The sequence below is a fragment of the Pseudomonas sp. FYR_7 genome (assembly GCF_043106155.1).
Lineage (GTDB): Bacteria > Pseudomonadota > Gammaproteobacteria > Pseudomonadales > Pseudomonadaceae > Aquipseudomonas > Aquipseudomonas parafulva_B.
Genome location: NZ_JBICMI010000078.1, coordinates 146020 through 163669 on the forward strand (window position 1 = coordinate 146020; position 17650 = coordinate 163669).

At 60.5% G+C, this 17650-nt stretch carries 17 protein-coding genes; 6 read left to right on the plus strand and 11 right to left on the minus strand.

Going from position 1 to position 17650, the window contains the following annotated elements; translation table 11 throughout:
- Positions 1-10: 10 nt before the first annotated feature.
- From ACF8R3_RS20330 to ACF8R3_RS20350, 5 genes are all read right to left on the minus strand, one after another.
- On the minus strand, positions 11-583 hold the full coding sequence (locus tag ACF8R3_RS20330; protein WP_392516064.1) for a lipocalin family protein: 573 nt from the start codon (positions 581-583) through the stop codon (positions 11-13).
- A complete protein-coding gene (bamE, locus tag ACF8R3_RS20335) occupies positions 580-834 on the minus strand; it encodes an outer membrane protein assembly factor BamE (protein WP_058604263.1) in 255 nt (84 codons plus the stop codon). The genes ACF8R3_RS20330 and bamE overlap by 4 nt, the downstream gene beginning before the upstream one ends.
- A 512-nt stretch (positions 835-1346) precedes the next feature.
- On the minus strand, positions 1347-1943 hold the full coding sequence (locus ACF8R3_RS20340) for a DUF924 family protein (RefSeq protein ID WP_023533038.1): 597 nt from the start codon (positions 1941-1943) through the stop codon (positions 1347-1349).
- Between the two features lie 3 nt (positions 1944-1946).
- Positions 1947-2957 (minus strand): class 1 fructose-bisphosphatase, encoded by a 1011-nt coding sequence (locus ACF8R3_RS20345; protein ID WP_023532920.1) that lies wholly within the window; start codon positions 2955-2957, stop codon positions 1947-1949.
- Positions 2958-3199: 242 nt separating this feature from the next.
- The gene (locus ACF8R3_RS20350) at positions 3200-5650 is read right to left on the minus strand and encodes a glycogen/starch/alpha-glucan phosphorylase (protein WP_058639622.1); all 2451 of its coding nucleotides are present in this window, start codon (positions 5648-5650) and stop codon (positions 3200-3202) included.
- A 185-nt stretch (positions 5651-5835) separates the two neighbouring features.
- Here ACF8R3_RS20350 and ACF8R3_RS20355 point away from each other — a divergent pair, with 185 nt between their 5' ends.
- Complete coding sequence (locus tag ACF8R3_RS20355; protein ID WP_016712459.1) at positions 5836-6240, plus strand: YkgJ family cysteine cluster protein; 405 nt, start codon at positions 5836-5838, stop codon at positions 6238-6240.
- Positions 6241-6382: 142 nt separating this feature from the next.
- On the opposite strand, the gene typA is transcribed toward ACF8R3_RS20355, so the two are convergent.
- Together typA and thiI are read right to left on the minus strand one after the other, a co-directional pair.
- Complete coding sequence (gene typA / locus ACF8R3_RS20360) at positions 6383-8203, minus strand: translational GTPase TypA (protein ID WP_023532979.1); 1821 nt, start codon at positions 8201-8203, stop codon at positions 6383-6385.
- 126 nt (positions 8204-8329) lie between these two features.
- Complete coding sequence (gene thiI / locus ACF8R3_RS20365; RefSeq protein ID WP_197844369.1) at positions 8330-9784, minus strand: tRNA uracil 4-sulfurtransferase ThiI; 1455 nt, start codon at positions 9782-9784, stop codon at positions 8330-8332.
- Positions 9785-10252: 468 nt separating this feature from the next.
- On the opposite strand from thiI, the gene glnA reads away from it, so the two are divergent.
- From glnA to ntrC, 4 genes are all read left to right on the plus strand, one after another.
- On the plus strand, positions 10253-11659 hold the full coding sequence (gene glnA / locus ACF8R3_RS20370; RefSeq protein ID WP_023532915.1) for a type I glutamate--ammonia ligase: 1407 nt from the start codon (positions 10253-10255) through the stop codon (positions 11657-11659).
- Positions 11660-11810: 151 nt separating this feature from the next.
- Positions 11811-12353: a chorismate mutase gene (locus ACF8R3_RS20375; RefSeq protein ID WP_078477852.1), complete on the plus strand. Its 543-nt coding sequence runs from the start codon at positions 11811-11813 to the stop codon at positions 12351-12353.
- A 254-nt stretch (positions 12354-12607) separates the two neighbouring features.
- Positions 12608-13693, plus strand: a complete 1086-nt coding sequence (gene glnL / locus ACF8R3_RS20380) for a nitrogen regulation protein NR(II) (protein WP_058639155.1) — start codon at positions 12608-12610, stop codon at positions 13691-13693.
- Entirely contained in the window at positions 13690-15126 is a 1437-nt protein-coding gene (gene ntrC / locus ACF8R3_RS20385; RefSeq protein ID WP_058639156.1) for a nitrogen regulation protein NR(I), read from the plus strand. The genes glnL and ntrC overlap by 4 nt, the downstream gene beginning before the upstream one ends.
- A gap of 299 nt (positions 15127-15425) precedes the next feature.
- Here the strand turns inward: ntrC and ACF8R3_RS20390 are convergent, their stop codons facing one another.
- Positions 15426-15863, minus strand: a complete 438-nt coding sequence (locus ACF8R3_RS20390) for a hypothetical protein (RefSeq protein ID WP_058639157.1) — start codon at positions 15861-15863, stop codon at positions 15426-15428.
- Here ACF8R3_RS20390 and trmL point away from each other — a divergent pair.
- Positions 15862-16323, plus strand: a complete 462-nt coding sequence (trmL, locus tag ACF8R3_RS20395) for a tRNA (uridine(34)/cytosine(34)/5-carboxymethylaminomethyluridine(34)-2'-O)-methyltransferase TrmL (RefSeq protein ID WP_058604254.1) — start codon at positions 15862-15864, stop codon at positions 16321-16323. The two genes, ACF8R3_RS20390 and trmL, sit on opposite strands and share 2 nt — an antisense overlap.
- Positions 16324-16426: 103 nt before the next feature.
- On the opposite strand, the gene secB is transcribed toward trmL, so the two are convergent.
- From secB to ACF8R3_RS20410, 3 genes are read right to left on the minus strand one after another with little or no spacing between them, the layout of a single operon-like run.
- Entirely contained in the window at positions 16427-16912 is a 486-nt protein-coding gene (secB, locus tag ACF8R3_RS20400) for a protein-export chaperone SecB (protein ID WP_023532907.1), read from the minus strand.
- A gap of 41 nt (positions 16913-16953) precedes the next feature.
- Positions 16954-17208 (minus strand): glutaredoxin 3, encoded by a 255-nt coding sequence (grxC, locus tag ACF8R3_RS20405; protein ID WP_023532936.1) that lies wholly within the window; start codon positions 17206-17208, stop codon positions 16954-16956.
- Position 17209: 1 nt separating this feature from the next.
- Complete coding sequence (locus tag ACF8R3_RS20410) at positions 17210-17623, minus strand: rhodanese-like domain-containing protein (RefSeq protein ID WP_023532978.1); 414 nt, start codon at positions 17621-17623, stop codon at positions 17210-17212.
- Positions 17624-17650 lie beyond the last annotated feature (27 nt).

Sequence of the window (17650 nt, forward strand, 5' to 3'; positions counted from 1 at the left end):
TGCAACGTCCTCAGTGCATCTTGACGATCTGCTGATCGGAAGCTCGCCAGATCAACCGGCTGGTGTCGTAGCCCTGCTGGCGGGCCTTGGCCAGCAAGTGTTCGCGTTCCCAGGCCGGCAAGCTGGGCGTGCGTGACAGAATCCACAAGTACTTGCGGTCCGGGCTGCCGACGACCGCGGTGCGGTATCGCTCGTCCACATACAAGATCCAGTATTCGCCCCTGGCAACGCCCGGGACCAGCCGTGTGAACCAGTTGTCGAACTCGACCCACAGCCTGTCGGTATGCCCTGGCGCCTCGATATAGGCGCGGCCCTCGGCACGCAACCACTCGTCACCCCGGGTGCGGCAGCGGTTCAGCAGACCGAACGACCCGTCGGGCCTTAGGTTGTAATGCGCCTCGGACTGTTCGCAACCGGCCTGATAGCGCATGGGCAAGCGTGCAAGCTCGTACCACTTGCCCTGGTAACGCTTGAGATCCACCTGCCCCGCGGTCTTCGGTGCAAGCGGGTCGTTCATCGACCCCGCGCACCCGCCGAGCAAGAGGGTCAGGCACAAGCCCAACAGCAGAGCGACAGCCCTCATTTGAGGCCCTGCCCGGAATACATCAAGACTTTGTTCGACGCGTACTGCACGCTGATGAAGCTACGCTCGTCCCCCCACGTGCAACTGCTCATGCCCAAGGCGCCCGAGCACTCGGTCGGCGTGCCGAGCAATTGCTCGACGTCGGCCTTGCTCATGCCGGCCTTGAGTTTGGAATAGTTTTCCTGATTGATCTTGCTGCAGGCGACAAGCACGACACACAGCGACAACAGGGCGAGGGAACGCAACGACATGAAGACACTCCTGAACGAGGGAGCAGGCGAGTGGCCTGCAGTGCCCTTCGACGGGAAAATGCCTCCCAGGTTCCCTGGTGGGCCTGCCCATGACTGCTACCGCTGATCGGGAAAACGGCTTATTCGAATGAGCCTCCGGGGGATGGGTGTGTTCTGTATGGGGTTTTATATGCTTGGGCTAGGCCTGAAATAGCGGACACCACTGGGGCCGCTGTGCGGCCCATCGCGGCCGGTCCGGCGCCCCGGCGAGGCCGCTCCTACACTGACCGCGTGATGCCTGAATAGGCGAGGCCGCAGAACGTGGCGGGACCGGCTTTACCGGTATGCCAGACTGGCCGTAAAGCGGCCCCAGCTGCGAACCCGTCAATTCAGGCGCTACGTGGTTGGTGTAGGAGCGGCCTCGCCGGGGCGCCGGACCGGCCGCGATGGGCCGCACAGCGGCCCCAACGGTTTCAAGTCAATCGCATTAGCCCATGAAGGGCGGCCTCAGGCATTGGACGCACAACGCCGCTTCAGAACCTGGAACCGGGCTCGAGCAGAAAGTCCATTTCTTCACTGGTACTTGGCCTGTCCAACACCAGGTTGCGGTGCGGGAACCGGCCGAACCGCTCGATCACCCGCTGGTGCTGCTGGGCATAATCCAGAAAACCTTCGAACAACCGACGGTTGGCTTCAGGCTGCTCATCGAGCAGCACCTGGTAGCGCTCGACGGACATGTTCTGCCAGTCCAGCACTTCGGCATGTTCGAGCACCAGCAGCACGAATACCCGCTGGATCGGGAGCAACTGGTAATCCCAGTCCTTCTGCAACCCTTGCAGGGCAACCACTTGCGCACGCCGATCACCTTCGAACGCACGCGGCGTGTCGCGGTAGATCATGCGTGGCAACTGATCGAGCAGAAGCAGAAGCCCGAGCCAGCCCTGAGGGCTTTGCTGCCACTCGTCTAGCCCGCCAGCCAACGCCTGTTCTACAAGCTCACCGAACAGCGCCTGAGCCTCGGCGTCGTGATGCTTGCCGAACCATTGGGCGCTCTTCTCGTCAGCCACGGCCTGGGCACTGGTGCCCCAACCGAACCACCATTCCAGCAAAGGCTGCCAAGGTGCGAGCATGACTTACTCCTTGTGGTAGGCGGTGACGCGCTCGACCTCTTCCTTCGAGCCCAGGATCACCGACACGCGCTGGTGCAGGCTTTCTGGCTGAATGTCGAGGATGCGGTCGTAACCGTTGGTGGACGCGCCACCGGCCTGTTCGATGATGAACGACATCGGGTTGGCCTCATACATCAGGCGCAGCTTGCCCGGCTTGCTCGGCTCACGGGCATCGCGCGGGTACATGAACAGGCCGCCACGGGTCAGAATACGGTGTACGTCGGCCACCATCGAGGCGATCCAACGCATGTTGTAGTTCTTTTTCAGCGGGCCGGTCTCGCCTGCCAGCAACTCGCCCACGTAGCGCTGTACCGGGGCTTCCCAGTGACGCTGGTTGGACATGTTGATGGCGAATTCGGCGGTGGTTTCCGGAATACTGATGTTCTCGTGAGTCAGCACGAAGCTGCCCAATTCGCGATCCAGGGTGAAGCCCTTGACGCCGTTGCCCAGGGTCAGGATCAGCATGGTTTGCGGGCCATAGATGGCATAGCCGGCCGCCACCTGCTCGGTACCCGGCTGCAGGAAGGCATTTTCGTTCAGGGTTTCGTTCTGGCTCAGGTACTCGTTGGGGCAACGCAGTACCGAGAAGATGGTGCCGACCGACACGTTGACATCAATGTTGGAGGAGCCGTCCAGCGGGTCGAAGACCAGCAGGTAGGCACCTTTGGGGTAGCGACCCGGAATCTGGTAGGCATTGTCCATTTCTTCGGACGCCATGCCGGCCAGATGACCGCCCCACTCGTTGGCTTCGAGCAGGATGTCATTGGAGATCACGTCCAGCTTCTTCTGAACTTCGCCCTGGACGTTTTCGGTGCCCATGCTGCCCAGTACGCCGCCAAGGGCGCCCTTGGACACGTGGTGGCTGATTTCCTTGCACGCACGCGCCACCACTTCGATCAGGAAGCGCAGATCGGCAGGGGTATTGTTGCTGCGGGTCTGCTCAATCAGATAGCGACTAAGGGTAACGCGGGACATGTATGGCTCCAACAGGATTGGGGATGGAAAACCCACGCAGTTTACAGGGAGAGCGGCGGGCTAGCGAGCGATGAGACTCGCCACGGCTGTCAGACGACACAATGGATCGGGAGTTCAGCGCTCGCCAGGCCGATGGTCGGGCGCCGGGCTGCCGGCCCCATCCCCGCGCCGGCCAGCCTGTGCTCGCTACAGATGGCAACGCTGACGAGCCAGAGAGCGGTGACCCCCTGGCCGTCCCAGTGTCAGTCCAGTGCCTTCCAGATCTCGGTCGCATACTCGCGGATGGTCCTGTCCGACGAGAACCAGCCCATGCGTGCCGTGTTCAGCACAGCCATGCGCCACCACTGCTGCGGCTGGTGCCACAGGTCTTCCACCCGTTGCTGAGCATCCCAATAGGCATCGAAGTCGGCGCAGACCATGAAGCGGTCGTAGCCAATCAGGCCATCGATCAGACCGGTGTAACGCGAAGGGTCGTCCGAGGAGAACACGCCACTGCGGATGGCCTGCAACACATCGTTCAAGCGCCCGGAGGCCGCGATGGCAGCAGAGGCACCAAAATCGCCAGCGCGCTTGCGCGCCTCGACCTGCTGCGCCGTCAACCCGAAGATGAACATGTTGTCGGGGCCGACCTGCTCACTCATCTCCACGTTCGCGCCATCGAGGGTGCCGATGGTCAGGGCGCCATTGAGGCCGAACTTCATGTTGCTAGTACCCGAGGCCTCGTAACCGGCAGTGGATATCTGCTCGGAAAGGTCCGCGGCCGGGATAATGCTTTCGGCTAGGCTGACGTTGTAATTGGGCAGGAACACCACCTTGAGCAGGCCGCGCACGGTGGGATCGTTGTTGACCACGCGCGCGATGTCGTTGGTCAGCTTGATGATGAGCTTGGCCTGATGGTAGCTGGCCGCCGCTTTGCCCGCGAAGATCTTGACCCGCGGTACCCAGTGCGTACCCGGGTCGTGGCGAATGGCCTGGTACAACGCGACGGTGTGCAGCAGGTTGAGCAATTGCCGCTTGTACTCGTGGATGCGCTTGACCTGCACGTCGAACATCGCCTCCGGGTTCACCGTAACGCCCACCCGGTCCTGGATGATGCTCGCCAATGCACGCTTGCTGTGCAGCCGCTGCGCCGCGAACTGCTTGCAGAAACTGGCTTTGTCGGCGAACGGAGCCAGCCCGGTCAACAGCCGCTCAGGATCGTCCAGAAGTTCCGGGCCCAATGCCTCCACCAGCATGCGGGTCAGCTGGGGGTTGGACTGGTAGAGCCAGCGGCGGAAGGTGATGCCGTTGGTCTTGTTGTTGATTCGCTGCGGGTACAGCTTGTGCAACTCGGAAAAGACCGTGCTTTTCATCAATTGGCTGTGTAGGGCCGACACGCCATTGACGCTGTGCGAGCCCAGGAAGGCCAGGTTGCCCATGCGCACCCGCCGGCCGTTGTCTTCTTCGATCAAGGACACGGCACGCAGCACGTCGAAGTCGTGCATGCCTTTGGCCCGCAACGAGTCGATGTGGTAGGCGTTGATCAGGTAGATGATCTGCATGTGCCTTGGCAGCATGCGTTCCATCAATGCCACCGGCCAGGTTTCCAGGGCCTCGGGCAGCAAGGTGTGGTTGGTGTAGGCCAAGGTGCCCACGGTCAGTTCCCAGGCGGTATCCCAGGGGATTTGATGTTCATCGACCAGCAACCGCATCAGCTCGGCCACGGCGATGGAGGGGTGGGTATCGTTGAGCTGAATGGCCGCCGCATCGGGCAGGTTGAGCAAGTTGTCGTGCATGTTCAGGTGCCGGCGCAGCAGGTCTTGCAGCGATGCCGACACGAAGAAGTATTCCTGCCGCAGGCGCAGCTCTTGGCCAGCCTCGGTACTGTCGGCCGGGTACAGCACGCGGGAGATGCTTTCGGCGCGCGCTACCTCGGCAACGGCGCCCAGGTGGTCACCTGCGTTGAAGCGCTCCAGGTGCAGCTCTTCCAGCGCCCGTGCACGCCACAGGCGCAAGGTATTGACGCTGGAGCCTCGCCAGCCGACCACCGGCGTGTCATACGCCACCGCCCGGACGGTTTCGCTGGGTGACCACACCTGGCGCTGGTTGCCATGCGTGTCGCTGACCGTTTCGACGCTGCCACCAAAACTGATGGGGTAGATGACTTCGGCCCGCTCGAATTCCCATGGGTTACCGAAATCCAGCCAGTTTTCCGTCTGTTCCTGCTGCCAGCCGTCCACCATCGCCTGCCGGAACAGGCCGTGCTCGTAGCGGATGCCGTAGCCATGCGCAGCAATGCCCAGCGTCGACATGCTTTCCATGAAGCATGCCGCCAGCCGGCCCAGGCCGCCGTTGCCCAACGCCGCGTCGGGCTCGAGCAGGCGAATGCGCTCCAGGTCCACATCCAGGCCGTCCAGCGCTTCGCGCGCGATGTCCAACAGGCCCAGGTTGCTCAGGCTGTCATACAGCAGGCGACCGATCAGGAACTCCAAGGAGAGGTAGTACACCCGCTTCTGGCTGCGTCGGTAGGATTGCCGGGTATGGTCCATCCAGTGATCGACCATATGGTCGCGCGCGGCCAGGGCGATGGCTTCGAACCAGTCATGATCGAAAGCATGCTCCGGGTCCTTGCCGACGGCATAGGTAAGTTTATCCAGCACTGCGGCGCGAAAATCCGCGACTTCAGCGTCACGCGCTTTGGGTTCCTGGGACATGCGTCATCCTCGGGGCAAGTGGACAAGAGCAGAAAGCAAATGTTGAGCCTAGACGCTTCGACCGGCCGCAATCACCAGTGTTCGAGTATTTGCGCGGCAGCGTGCAACCGGTCATAAAATTGTTCATAAATTGAACAATTCCGGTATCATCGCGCGCCCTACACCGTGATCCACCTCATAAAACGATGAAAACGACCCTGATCGCCGCTGCCGAAGTCGACCGCCTGGAGACTTGGCAGCGCTATGCCAGCCACATGTGCGGCGGCTGCCACTCAACTTGCTGCACCTTGCCGGTGGAGGTCAAGATCAAGGACCTGATCCGCATCGGCGTGGTGGATGAATTCGAAAAAGACGAGCCGCCCAAAAACGTGGCCAAGCGCTTGCAGAAAGAAGGCATCATCGAGCGCTTCAACCAGAAGTCGGGCATCTTCACCCTGACGCGCATGAGCAACGACGATTGCATGTATCTGGATCGTAAGAGCCGGCTGTGCACCATTTATGACAAGCGCCCCGACACCTGCCGCAACCATCCGAAGGTCGGACCACGGCCGGGGTATTGTGCTTACAAGCCGAAGGTGGTTGGGCGCTGAGTCGCAATAGGGCTCGATAACCTTTCGTATTTTTACTGACTGCTGGAGCCTCGCTGGCCACCGACAGGGCAACGAGTCGCCAGACAAACAAAAACGCCCCCGGCCTTTCGACCGGGGGCGTTTTCATTGAGCCTGAGCTAACTCAGTTCTTGGCTTTCTTGGCAGCGCGGGTACGCTCGCCTTCGTCCAGGATCTTCTTACGCAGACGGATCGACTTAGGCGTGACTTCGCACAGCTCGTCGTCCTGGATGAATTCCAGGGCCTGTTCCAGCGTGTGGCGAACTGGCGGAACCAGGGCGATGACTTCGTCCTTGCCCGAAGCACGCATGTTGTCGAGCTTCTTGCCTTTGGTCGGATTCACGCCTAGGTCGTTGTCGCGGCTGTTCAGGCCGATGATCTGACCACCGTAGATTTCCTGACCGTGCTCGACGAACAGCTTGCCGCGCGCCTGCAGGGTTTCCAGGGAGTAGGTCAGGGCCTTGCCGGTCTCGACCGATACCAGGACACCGTTCAGACGGCCGGACATCTGGCCCGACTTCATGGTGTCGTAGCGATCGAAGATCGAGGTCAGGATGCCTGCACCGTTGGTCAGGGTCAGGAACTGGTTACGGAAACCGATCAGGCCACGGGCCGGGATGTTGTACTCAAGGCGCACACGGCCTTTGCCATCCGGAACCATGTTGGTCAGGTCGCCCTTACGCAGGCCCATCTCTTCCATGACCTTGCCCTGGGATTCTTCAGGGATGTCGATGGTGACGTTTTCGAACGGCTCTTGCTTGACGCCGTCGACTTCACGAATGATCACTTCCGGACGGCCCACAGCCATCTCGAAGCCTTCGCGACGCATGGTTTCGATCAGTACCGACAGGTGCAGCTCGCCACGGCCCGATACCTTGAACTTGTCAGGGGAATCGGTTTCCTGAACGCGCAGGGCCACGTTGTACAGCAGTTCCTTGTCCAGACGGTCCTTGATGTTCCGGCTGGTGACGAACTTGCCTTCCTTGCCGCAGAACGGCGAATCGTTGACCTGGAAGGTCATGGATACGGTTGGCTCGTCAACGGTCAGTGGCTTCATCGCCTCGACCGCGGTTGGGTCACACAGGGTGTCGGAGATGAACAGCTCGTCGAAACCGCTGATGCAGACGATGTCGCCAGCCTGGGCTTCTTCAACGTCGACGCGGTGCAGACCGTGGTGGCCCATCAGCTTCAGGATACGACCGTTACGCTTCTTGCCGTTGGTGTCGATGGCGACAACCGGGGTGTTGGGCTTGACGCGACCACGGGCGATGCGGCCAACGCCGATCACGCCGAGGAAGCTGTTGTAGTCCAGTGCCGAGATTTGCATCTGGAACGGGCCGTCACGGTCAACCGAAGGCGCAGGTACGTTGTCGATGATCGACTGATACAGCGGGGTCATGTCTTCGGCCATATCGGTGTGGTCCAGGCCGGCGATGCCGTTCAGGGCCGAGGCGTAGACGACTTTGAAGTCCAGCTGCTCATCGGTGGCGCCCAGGTTGTCGAACAGATCGAAGATCTGGTCCAGAACCCAGTCAGGACGCGCGCCCGGACGGTCGACCTTGTTGATGACCACGATTGGCTTGAGGCCAGCTTCGAACGCCTTCTTGGTCACGAAGCGGGTCTGTGGCATCGGGCCGTCCTGGGCATCGACCAGCAGCAGCACGGAGTCGACCATCGACATCACACGCTCAACCTCGCCACCGAAGTCGGCGTGGCCGGGGGTGTCGACGATGTTGATGTGGTAGCCGTTCCAGTTGATGGCGGTGTTCTTCGCCAGAATGGTAATGCCGCGCTCTTTTTCCTGGTCGTTGGAGTCCATCACGCGCTCGTCGTTGAGCTCGTTACGCTCGAGCGTGCCCGACTGGCGCAGGAGTTTGTCGACCAGGGTGGTTTTACCATGGTCAACGTGGGCGATGATGGCAATGTTACGCAGATTTTCGATCACAACTGTATCTCGATCAGAGGATTCGGTTGCCGCCAGTGTAGGCGGCGAATAAGTACGTTTGAGGCTCAGCGGGCCCGTAGGTCGGGAGGGCGATGGCGGATGCTGCCGCCATACAGCCCTGGCGTCTTATGCCGGACGATAAACACGCACATTGGCATGTCCCTCACTGAGCAGGTGGTGTGCGTGCAGACGGCTCATCACACCTTTGTCGCAATACAGCAAGTACTGGCGCGTGGGGTCCAGGTGCTTGAACTTGCTGTTGATGGCATAGAACGGGAGCGCCTGGACTTCGATACCGTCGATCGCCAGAGGCTCGTCCTCCTGGGCGTCGGGGTGGCGGATATCGATGACGATCTGGCCCGGCAATGCCTCGGCCACTTCTTCGATCTCGATGTCCTTGCCCAGCTCATCGATCACATGGTCGATGGAGATGAACTTGGCGCGCTCAATGGCGCGCTCGAGCACCTGCATCTCGAACTGCTTTTCTTCGTGCTCCATGCGGTGACGCTTGGCATGGGTGGTCGGGTTCACCGAAATCACGCCGCAGTACTCAGGCATGTGCTTGGCGAAATCGGCGGTCCCGATGGCGTTGGCCTGGTCGATGATGTCCTGCTTGTGGGTCGCCAGCAGAGGGCGCAGCACCAGCTTGTCGGTGGCCGAGTCGATGATCGACAGGTTCGGCAGGGTCTGGCTGGACACCTGGGATATGGCTTCGCCGGTCACCAGCGCATCGATCTCAAGGCGCTCGGCCATGCGCGTCGCGGCGCGCAGCATCATGCGTTTGAGGGTGACGCCCATGTAGCTGTTGTCGACCTTGTTGAGGATCTCGCCGACCACTTCCTCGAAGGGCACGCTGATGAACAGTACGCGCTGGCTGCTGCCGTACTTCTTCCAAAGGAAATGTGCCACTTCCATCACGCCCAGTTCGTGGGCACGTCCGCCGAGGTTGAAGAAGCAGAAGTGCGTCATCAGGCCGCGACGCATCATCTGGTAGGCGGCCACGGTAGAGTCGAAGCCGCCGGACATCAGGACCAGGGTCTGCTCCAGGGCGCCAAGCGGGTAACCGCCGATCCCCTGGTGCTGGTTGTGGATCACGAACAGGCGCTGGTTGCGAATTTCGATGCGTACCAGCACATCCGGGTTCTTCAACGTGATACCGGCCGCACCGCACTGCTGACGCAACTGGCTGCCAACGTAGCGATCAACGTCCATCGACGTGAAGTCATGGTGCCCACCGCGCTTGCAACGCACCGCAAAGTGCTTGCCGGCCAGCAGGTGACCGAAGTGCTGCTTGCACTTGGCAACGATGTCGTCGAAGTCACCCAGGGGGTACTCCTCGACCTGCAGGAAGTGGGTGATACCCGGTGTACAGGTCAGGCGCTCGACGATCTCGCGCTGAACCTTGTCGTCCTCGATGCGGGTGATCACCTCGAGGTTGTCCCAGACACCATCGACCACGAGCTCAGGATCCAGATCCTTGAGCACGTTGCGGATGTTCTTGGCGAGCTGACGGATGAAGCGCTTGCGCACCGGCCGGCTCTTGATGGTGATCTCTGGGAAGACTTTGACGATAAGTTTCATTGGTTTACAGCGCGCGCAGGGCCTGCCGAAAATGAGGGGCGCGAATTATATCGGAAATTGCTCAGGATTTGACCAACTTTTGAGCAGAAGCTTGCAGAAAAATGCAGGAGACCACCTTCAGACACCGCGCTTTGGGGCTTGAGGAGGTATCTGCATGGTAGGGGTAGACGGCGCATAGCATCTGGTTGAACCCATACCTGGAACATGGCCAGCTCTCAGCCATCCAACCCGACGCACCCTATTGGTGCGAAACTCAAAAAAATCGCATCGTAAGGGTGCACTTTTTCATCTGCAGCCCAAGCCAGATGCCCGTAAACGCCTCCTTCTGTCCAGACCTCGCCATTTTCGAGCACTGGCATGCAATTTGCTCCCTTGTGAGGCAGGTAAGCTTGGCCGACTATCCGCGCCCGGCAACACCCTTTTTCCAGGGCGGCGGCCAACCGTGCCCTAGACCATCCGGAGGACAACATGTCGAAGTCGGTTCAGCTCATCAAAGATCATGACGTCAAGTGGATTGATCTGCGTTTCACGGACACCAAAGGTACTCAGCACCACGTGACCATGCCGGCGCGTGATGCGTTGGACGAAGACTTCTTCGAAGTCGGCAAGATGTTCGACGGCTCCTCCATCGCTGGCTGGAAAGGCATCGAAGCCTCCGACATGATCCTGATGCCGGTGGACGAAACTGCCGTTTTGGATCCGTTCACCGAAGAGCCGACGCTGATCATCACCTGTGACATCGTCGACCCGTCGAGCATGCAGGGCTACGACCGCGACCCACGTGCGATCGCCAAGCGCGCAGAGGAATACCTCAAGAGCACTGGCATCGGTGACACCGTGTTCGCCGGCCCAGAGCCTGAATTCTTCATCTTCGACGAAGTGAAGTTCCAGTCGGACATCTCCGGCTCGATGTTCAAGATCTTCTCCGAGCAAGGCTCGTGGATGACCGGTGCCGATATCGAAGGCGGCAACAAAGGCCACCGTCCAGGCGTCAAAGGTGGCTACTTCCCCGTGCCACCCTTCGACCACGACCACGAAATCCGTACTGCCATGTGCAACGCACTGGAAGAAATGGGCCAACTGGTCGAAGTGCACCACCACGAAGTGGCCACTGCCGGCCAGAACGAAATCGGCGTCAAGTTCAACACCCTGGTGAAGAAGGCCGACGAAGTCCAGGCTCTTAAGTATGTCGTGCACAATGTTGCCGACGCCTACGGCCGCACCGCGACCTTCATGCCAAAGCCGCTGTACGGCGACAACGGCTCGGGCATGCACGTGCACATGTCGATCTGGAAAGACGGCAAGAACACCTTCGCAGGTGAAGGCTATGCCGGCCTGTCTGACACCGCCCTGTACTTCATCGGCGGCATCATCAAGCACGGTAAGGCCCTGAACGGCTTCACCAACCCGTCGACCAACTCGTACAAGCGTCTGGTCCCAGGTTTCGAAGCACCGGTAATGCTGGCCTACTCGGCGCGCAACCGTTCGGCTTCGATCCGTATTCCCTATGTTGGCAGCCCGAAAGCCCGCCGTATCGAAGCGCGCTTCCCGGACCCATCGGCCAACCCATACCTGGCCTTCGCGGCCTTGCTGATGGCTGGCCTGGACGGCATCCAGAACAAGATCCACCCAGGCGATGCAGCCGACAAAAACCTGTATGACCTGCCGCCTGAAGAAGCCAAGGACATCCCGCAGGTGTGCGGCAGCTTGAAAGAAGCGCTGGAAGAGCTGGACAAAGGTCGTGCGTTCCTGACCAAGGGCGGCGTCTTCTCCGACGACTTCATCGACGCGTTCATCGAGCTCAAGAGCGAAGAAGAAATCAAGGTCCGCACCTTCGTTCACCCGCTTGAATACGAGCTGTACTACAGCTGCTGATCTGATCGGCGCCTGGCGCCGATGACATGATCGAAACGGCCTCCCTTGGGAGGCCGTTTGCGTTTTGGACTTCAAGCATTTCGGAAGTTGCCTACCTCGATCCGTTGCCCTTCCCTCTCAAAATCAAGCCTCCATCCTAAGGAGGCACCCCATGCGCAATCGACTGCTTTGCCTGCTCACCGCGTTCAGCTTGAGCGGCTGCAGCGCCGCTTCACCGCGGCACCCTGCTCTTGAGCCGTTGCTAGATACCATTGAGCAGCGCCTGGCCATTGCACAGGCCGTTGCCCTGCACAAATGGGACAAAGAGCAACCCGTGCAAGCCACTGACCGCGAGCAAGCAGTCTTGGCGCGCGTGCAGGTGGCCGCGCCCGGGCTGGGCCTGGCCCCGCACGATGCCGAAGCCTTTTTTGCCGACCAGATAGAAGCCAACAAGCTCGTGCAGTACACCCTGCTTCACCAATGGCGCCTGGAAGGGCGGGCGCCGGACAACCTTCGGGCGGACCTGCAGACCGTCATTCGCCCGAAGCTGGACAGGCTAGAAGGTCAGTTGCTTAAACAGCTCGCGGCATTCAGGCGTCAGGACGGTCAGGCCTGCGCACGAAGCGTGGCCACCGCTATTGCGAGCCGGCCAAGTGCACCGCTGATGAAGCAGGGCATGATCAGGGCAACTGGCCAGCTTTGCGATCCGTCTTAAACACCCTATGCTCCAAAATGGTGCAGCAATTCCATGGCCGCACTGCGATTCAAGCCATAATGAGGCACCTGAAACGTTAATGCAGTGTCTTCTGGTGCGAATCTGGGCGAAAACTCACAGGATTCTGTCGAATCTGCCTCTTTTCGGCGCCTTGGTTTGTTTCTTGCATTTCCAGACCAACAGCCACCACTGGATGTGTCGCGCATCGCGCGCCTCCTTTGCCAGCAAGCACCGAAAGAGGTCGACGCCGCACCATGACCATCAGCGATGCACAACACCGTCTGCTTTTGGACAACCTGACCACGGCCACGCTGCTGCTCAATGCCGAGCTGCGGCTGGAGTACATGAACCCGGCCGCCGAAATGCTGCTAGCCGTCAGTGGCCAGCGCAGTCACGGGCAGTTCATCAGCGAACTGTTCACCGAGTCCACCGAAGCGTTGAGTTCGCTGCGTCAGGCCGTGGAGCAGGCGCACCCCTTCACCAAGCGTGAAGCCCAGTTGACCTCGCTGACGGGGCAGACCATCACGGTGGACTATGCCGTCACACCAATCCTGCACCTGGGCCAGACCTTGCTCTTGCTGGAGGTCCACCCGCGCGATCGCCTGCTGCGCATCACCAAGGAAGAAGCCCAGCTGAGCAAGCAAGAGACCACCAAGATGCTGGTGCGTGGCTTGGCCCATGAGATCAAGAACCCGCTGGGCGGTATTCGCGGTGCAGCACAATTGCTGGCGCGTCAGTTGCCCGAAGAGAGCTTGCGCGATTACACCAACGTGATCATCGAGGAAGCTGACCGCCTGCGAAACCTGGTCGATCGCATGCTGGGCTCGAACAAGCTGCCGTCGCTGGCCATGACCAATATCCACGAGGTGCTGGAGCGGGTATGCAGCTTGGTGGAGGCCGAAAGCCAGGGCTGCATCACCCTGGCGCGCGACTATGACCCCAGCCTTCCGGACGTGCTGATCGACCGCGAACAGATGATCCAGGCGGTGCTCAACATCGTGCGCAACGCCATGCAGGCCATCAGCTCGCAAAATGAGCTGCGCCTGGGCCGCATCACCTTGCGCAGCCGGGCACTGCGCCAGTTCACCATCGGCCACGTGCGCCATCGCCTGGTGGCACGCGTCGAGATCATCGACAACGGCCCTGGCATCCCTGCCGAGCTGCAGGACACCCTCTTCTACCCCATGGTCAGTGGTCGCCCGGACGGTACCGGCCTGGGCCTGGCCATTACCCAAAACATCATCAGCCAGCACCAGGGGCTGATCGAGTGTGAAAGCCACGCAGGCCACACCGCCTTCTCAATCTATCTGCCCCTGGAACAAGGAGCCACCGCCTCATGAGCCGAAGTGAAACCGTATGGATCGTCGACGATGATCGCTCCATTCGCTGGGTCCTTGAAAAAGCCCTGCAACAGGAAGGGATGACCACCCAGAGCTTCGACAGCGCCGAGGGTGTCATGGGTCGCCTGGCCCGTCAGCAGCCAGACGTGATCATTTCCGACATCCGCATGCCTGGCTCCAGTGGCCTGGAGCTTCTGGCGCAGATACGCGACCAACACCCTCGCCTGCCGGTCATCATCATGACCGCACACTCGGACCTGGATAGCGCAGTGGCGTCATACCAGGGCGGCGCTTTCGAGTATTTGCCCAAACCTTTCGATGTGGATGAAGCGGTTGCCCTGGTCAAGCGTGCCAACCAGCACGCCCAGGAGCAGCAAGGGTTGGAGGTGCCGCAAAACCTGGCGCGCACGCCTGAAATCATCGGTGAAGCACCGGCAATGCAGGAGGTGTTCCGTGCCATCGGGCGCCTGAGCCATTCCAACATCACCGTACTGATCAATGGCGAGTCCGGTACGGGCAAGGAGCTGGTCGCCCACGCACTGCATCGGCACAGCCCGCGTGCAGCCGCACCTTTCATCGCCTTGAACATGGCGGCGATCCCCAAGGACCTGATGGAGTCGGAGCTGTTTGGCCATGAAAAAGGCGCTTTCACTGGCGCGGCCAACCTGCGTCGAGGACGCTTCGAGCAAGCGGACGGCGGCACACTGTTTCTCGATGAAATCGGCGACATGCCGGCCGATACCCAGACGCGCCTGCTGCGCGTGCTGGCCGACGGCGAGTTCTATCGCGTCGGCGGCCACATTCCGGTCAAGGTCGATGTGCGCATCATTGCAGCGACCCACCAGAACCTGGAGGCGCTGGTGCAGGCCGGCAAGTTCCGCGAAGACCTGTTCCATCGCCTGAACGTCATTCGCATTCATATCCCTCGGTTGGCAGATCGCCGTGAAGACATTCCCGCCCTTGCTCGCCATTTCCTGGCCAGGGCGGCCCAGGAGCTGTCGGTAGAACCCAAGGTACTCAAGCCCGAGACCGAGGAATTCATCCGCAACCTGCCATGGCCGGGCAACGTGCGACAGATGGAAAACACCTGCCGCTGGATCACGGTAATGGCTTCGAGCCGTGAGGTACTGATCGGCGATTTGCCACCTGAGTTATTGAATCTGCCGCAGGATGCCACGCCGGTTACCAACTGGGAGCAAGCGCTGCGCCAGTGGGCGGACCAGGCACTGGCGCGCGGGCAGACCAGCTTGCTCGACAGCGCCGTACCGAGTTTCGAACGCATCATGATCGAGACGGCCCTCAAGCACACCGCAGGGCGGCGCCGAGATGCGGCATTGTTGCTGGGATGGGGTCGCAACACCTTGACGCGCAAGATCAAGGAGCTGGGCATGAACGTCGCCGGTGGTGATGAGGAAGAGGGTGAAGACCACTAGGCGTCGACTGCTGCAGAACACCAGAAAAGGGCCGCTTAGCGGCCCTTTTCAGTTTGAGGGTTAGGTGCACCGTTGCTGTGCCACACGCACCGCCTGAAGGCACAAATGGCCGCGCATACTGGCCGTTTTCCCCCTTTTACCCCGCATTAACAGGGTTCAAAAGTTGGCACGGCACCTGCAATAAGACAAATAACTCCAGTTTCGGGGCCCTGGTACAGGCAGGCCAGGTGACCCCTCTTTTATTCGCTCACGCACACGTTTCGGGGACCTTGGTACAGGCAGGCCGGGAATCCCCTCTTTTATTCGTGCAGGTCCACCTGCACACGCCAGCGTCCAGATACTTCTTCACTGGACCAGTGACCCTGCAGCGTACGCGCAGCCACCACCGTCAACAGCAGGCCCTCCTGACTGTCCTGCACTCGCCAGCTGACCGGCTTGCCACGCACGGTCAGCTGCCCTCGCTGAGGGCGGCCCTTGGCCTGAAACAGCAACGCCACGGTGCCTTCCACAATCTCGCCATGCAGCTTGGGTTCTGCGTTGAACCACAACACCAACCCGTCTTGCGCCACGCTCACCTGCTGCAACTCACGCTCGACGGGCGCGGTCAGGCGGCCAATCATCAAGCCGATCATCACACCCACAATCGCCAATGAAAGCATCACCCGAGGGAAGGCTTTCGATCGCACGTCCAGTTCAGGGGTAGAATGCTCGCCATCTTCATGCTTGGAGCCGTGCATGTTTCACGTCATCCTTTTTCAACCCGAAATTCCACCCAATACGGGCAACATCATTCGCCTGTGCGCCAACAGCGGGTGCGCGCTGCACCTGATCGAACCCATCAGCTTCGAACTGGACGACAAGCGCTTGCGCCGCGCAGGCCTCGATTACCACGAGTATGCCACGCTCAAGCGCCACCCGAGCCTGGCGCACTGCCTCGAAAGCCTGGGCCAGCCACGGCTCTTCGCCTTCACGACCAAAGGTTCGCACCCTTTCCATGAAGTGGCCTACCAGCCAGGCGATGCGTTTCTGTTCGGCCCCGAAAGCCGCGGCCTGCCGACCGAAGTGCTGGACAGCCTGCCTGCCGAACAACGGCTGCGACTGCCCATGCGCCCCGGCTGCCGGAGCCTGAACCTGTCCAACACAGTGGCGGTGACGGTCTATGAAGCCTGGCGCCAGAATGGGTTTGCCGGCAGCTGACAAAGCGCTACGCAGCAGCGCAATAGCCCACGGGGGCCTGCTAGAGGCTTTATACCAGGCAAACAAAAAGCGCCACTAAGGGCGCTTTTCGTGATGCGGGCGATCACTGCACGGTGGGTGCTTCGCCGGCTTCCTGCATGCGCTGCATTTCTTGCGCATACAGCGCATCGAAGTTGACCGGCGACAGCATCAGGGCCGGGAACGAGCCACGGGTCACCAGGCTGTCCAGGGTTTCGCGGGCATACGGGAACAGGATGTTCGGGCAGAACGCACCCAAGGTGTGGCTCATCGACTCGGCATCCAGGTTCTTGATCAGGAAGATACCCGCCTGCTGCACTTCGGCGATGAAGGCGACTTCGTCACCGTTCTTGACCGTCACCGACAGGGTCAGCACCACTTCGTGGAAGTCGCCTTCCAGGGCCTTTTGCTTGGTGTTCAGGTCAAGCCCAACGCTCGGCTCCCAGGTCTGACGGAAGATCTGCGGGCTTTTCGGGGCTTCGAACGACAAGTCACGCACGTAGATGCGCTGCATCGAGAACTGAGGGCTGTTGTCTTCTGCAGCAGCGCCGGTGGTCTGTTGGTCAGTCATGGCAGATCCTTATCCTAATGTTTGGGAATGCAGTGCAAAAATCAGTCGGCAAGCAGTGCGTCGAGCTTACCGGCGCGCTCCAGGGCATGCAGTTCATCGCAGCCACCGACGTGGGTGCTGCCGATCCAGATTTGCGGCACGGAGGTGCGACCGGCCTTCTGGGTCATTTCAGCGCGAACCTGCGGCTTGCCATCGACCTTGATTTCCTCGAATGCCACACCCTTGCTTTCGAGCAGGTACTTGGCACGCATGCAGTAGGGGCAGTAGTCGCTGGAATAGACGATGACAGGTTTCATATCACTTCACCAAAGGCAGGTTGTCGGCTTTCCAGCTGGAAACGCCACCGCTGAGCTTGGCAGCGTTGTAACCAGCCTTGAGCAGGTCGCGGCACACGGTGCCGGCATGCTGACCCATCGCGTCCACCACGATCAGGGTCTTGTCCTTGTGCTTTTCAAGCTCGGTCATGCGGGTGGCCAGCTTGTCCTGGGGGATGCTGAGCGCACCGACGATGTGACCGGCAGCATATTCCTTGGCCGGGCGAATATCGATTACCAGGCCTTTGTCGGCGTTGACCAGGGCGGTGAGTTGCCCATTGCTCAGGCTTTGCCCGCCACGGCGGATTTCGTTGACCAGCAATGCCGCCAGCAGAACGACGAAGATCGCCACCAGGAGGTAGTGGTTTGTCGCGAATTGAATCAGGTTAGCAACCATCTGGGGTGTTCCACGCGATTGAAAATG

Excerpts from the sequence above, each read along its gene's own strand:
- ACF8R3_RS20330 (WP_392516064.1), bottom strand. The coding sequence starts at position 583 with ATGAGGGCTGTCGCTCTGCTGTTGGGCTTGTGCCTGACCCTCTTGCTC.
- bamE (WP_058604263.1), bottom strand. The coding sequence starts at position 834 with ATGTCGTTGCGTTCCCTCGCCCTGTTGTCGCTGTGTGTCGTGCTTGTC.
- ACF8R3_RS20340 (WP_023533038.1), bottom strand. The coding sequence starts at position 1,943 with ATGCTCGCACCTTGGCAGCCTTTGCTGGAATGGTGGTTCGGTTGGGGC.
- ACF8R3_RS20345 (WP_023532920.1), bottom strand. The coding sequence starts at position 2,957 with ATGTCCCGCGTTACCCTTAGTCGCTATCTGATTGAGCAGACCCGCAGC.
- ACF8R3_RS20350 (WP_058639622.1), bottom strand. The coding sequence starts at position 5,650 with ATGTCCCAGGAACCCAAAGCGCGTGACGCTGAAGTCGCGGATTTTCGC.
- ACF8R3_RS20355 (WP_016712459.1), top strand. The coding sequence starts at position 5,836 with ATGAAAACGACCCTGATCGCCGCTGCCGAAGTCGACCGCCTGGAGACT.
- thiI (WP_197844369.1), bottom strand. The coding sequence starts at position 9,784 with ATGAAACTTATCGTCAAAGTCTTCCCAGAGATCACCATCAAGAGCCGG.
- glnA (WP_023532915.1), top strand. The coding sequence starts at position 10,253 with ATGTCGAAGTCGGTTCAGCTCATCAAAGATCATGACGTCAAGTGGATT.
- ACF8R3_RS20375 (WP_078477852.1), top strand. The coding sequence starts at position 11,811 with ATGCGCAATCGACTGCTTTGCCTGCTCACCGCGTTCAGCTTGAGCGGC.
- glnL (WP_058639155.1), top strand. The coding sequence starts at position 12,608 with ATGACCATCAGCGATGCACAACACCGTCTGCTTTTGGACAACCTGACC.
- ntrC (WP_058639156.1), top strand. The coding sequence starts at position 13,690 with ATGAGCCGAAGTGAAACCGTATGGATCGTCGACGATGATCGCTCCATT.
- trmL (WP_058604254.1), top strand. The coding sequence starts at position 15,862 with ATGTTTCACGTCATCCTTTTTCAACCCGAAATTCCACCCAATACGGGC.
- ACF8R3_RS20390 (WP_058639157.1), bottom strand. The coding sequence starts at position 15,863 with ATGCACGGCTCCAAGCATGAAGATGGCGAGCATTCTACCCCTGAACTG.
- secB (WP_023532907.1), bottom strand. The coding sequence starts at position 16,912 with ATGACTGACCAACAGACCACCGGCGCTGCTGCAGAAGACAACAGCCCT.
- grxC (WP_023532936.1), bottom strand. The coding sequence starts at position 17,208 with ATGAAACCTGTCATCGTCTATTCCAGCGACTACTGCCCCTACTGCATG.
- ACF8R3_RS20410 (WP_023532978.1), bottom strand. The coding sequence starts at position 17,623 with ATGGTTGCTAACCTGATTCAATTCGCGACAAACCACTACCTCCTGGTG.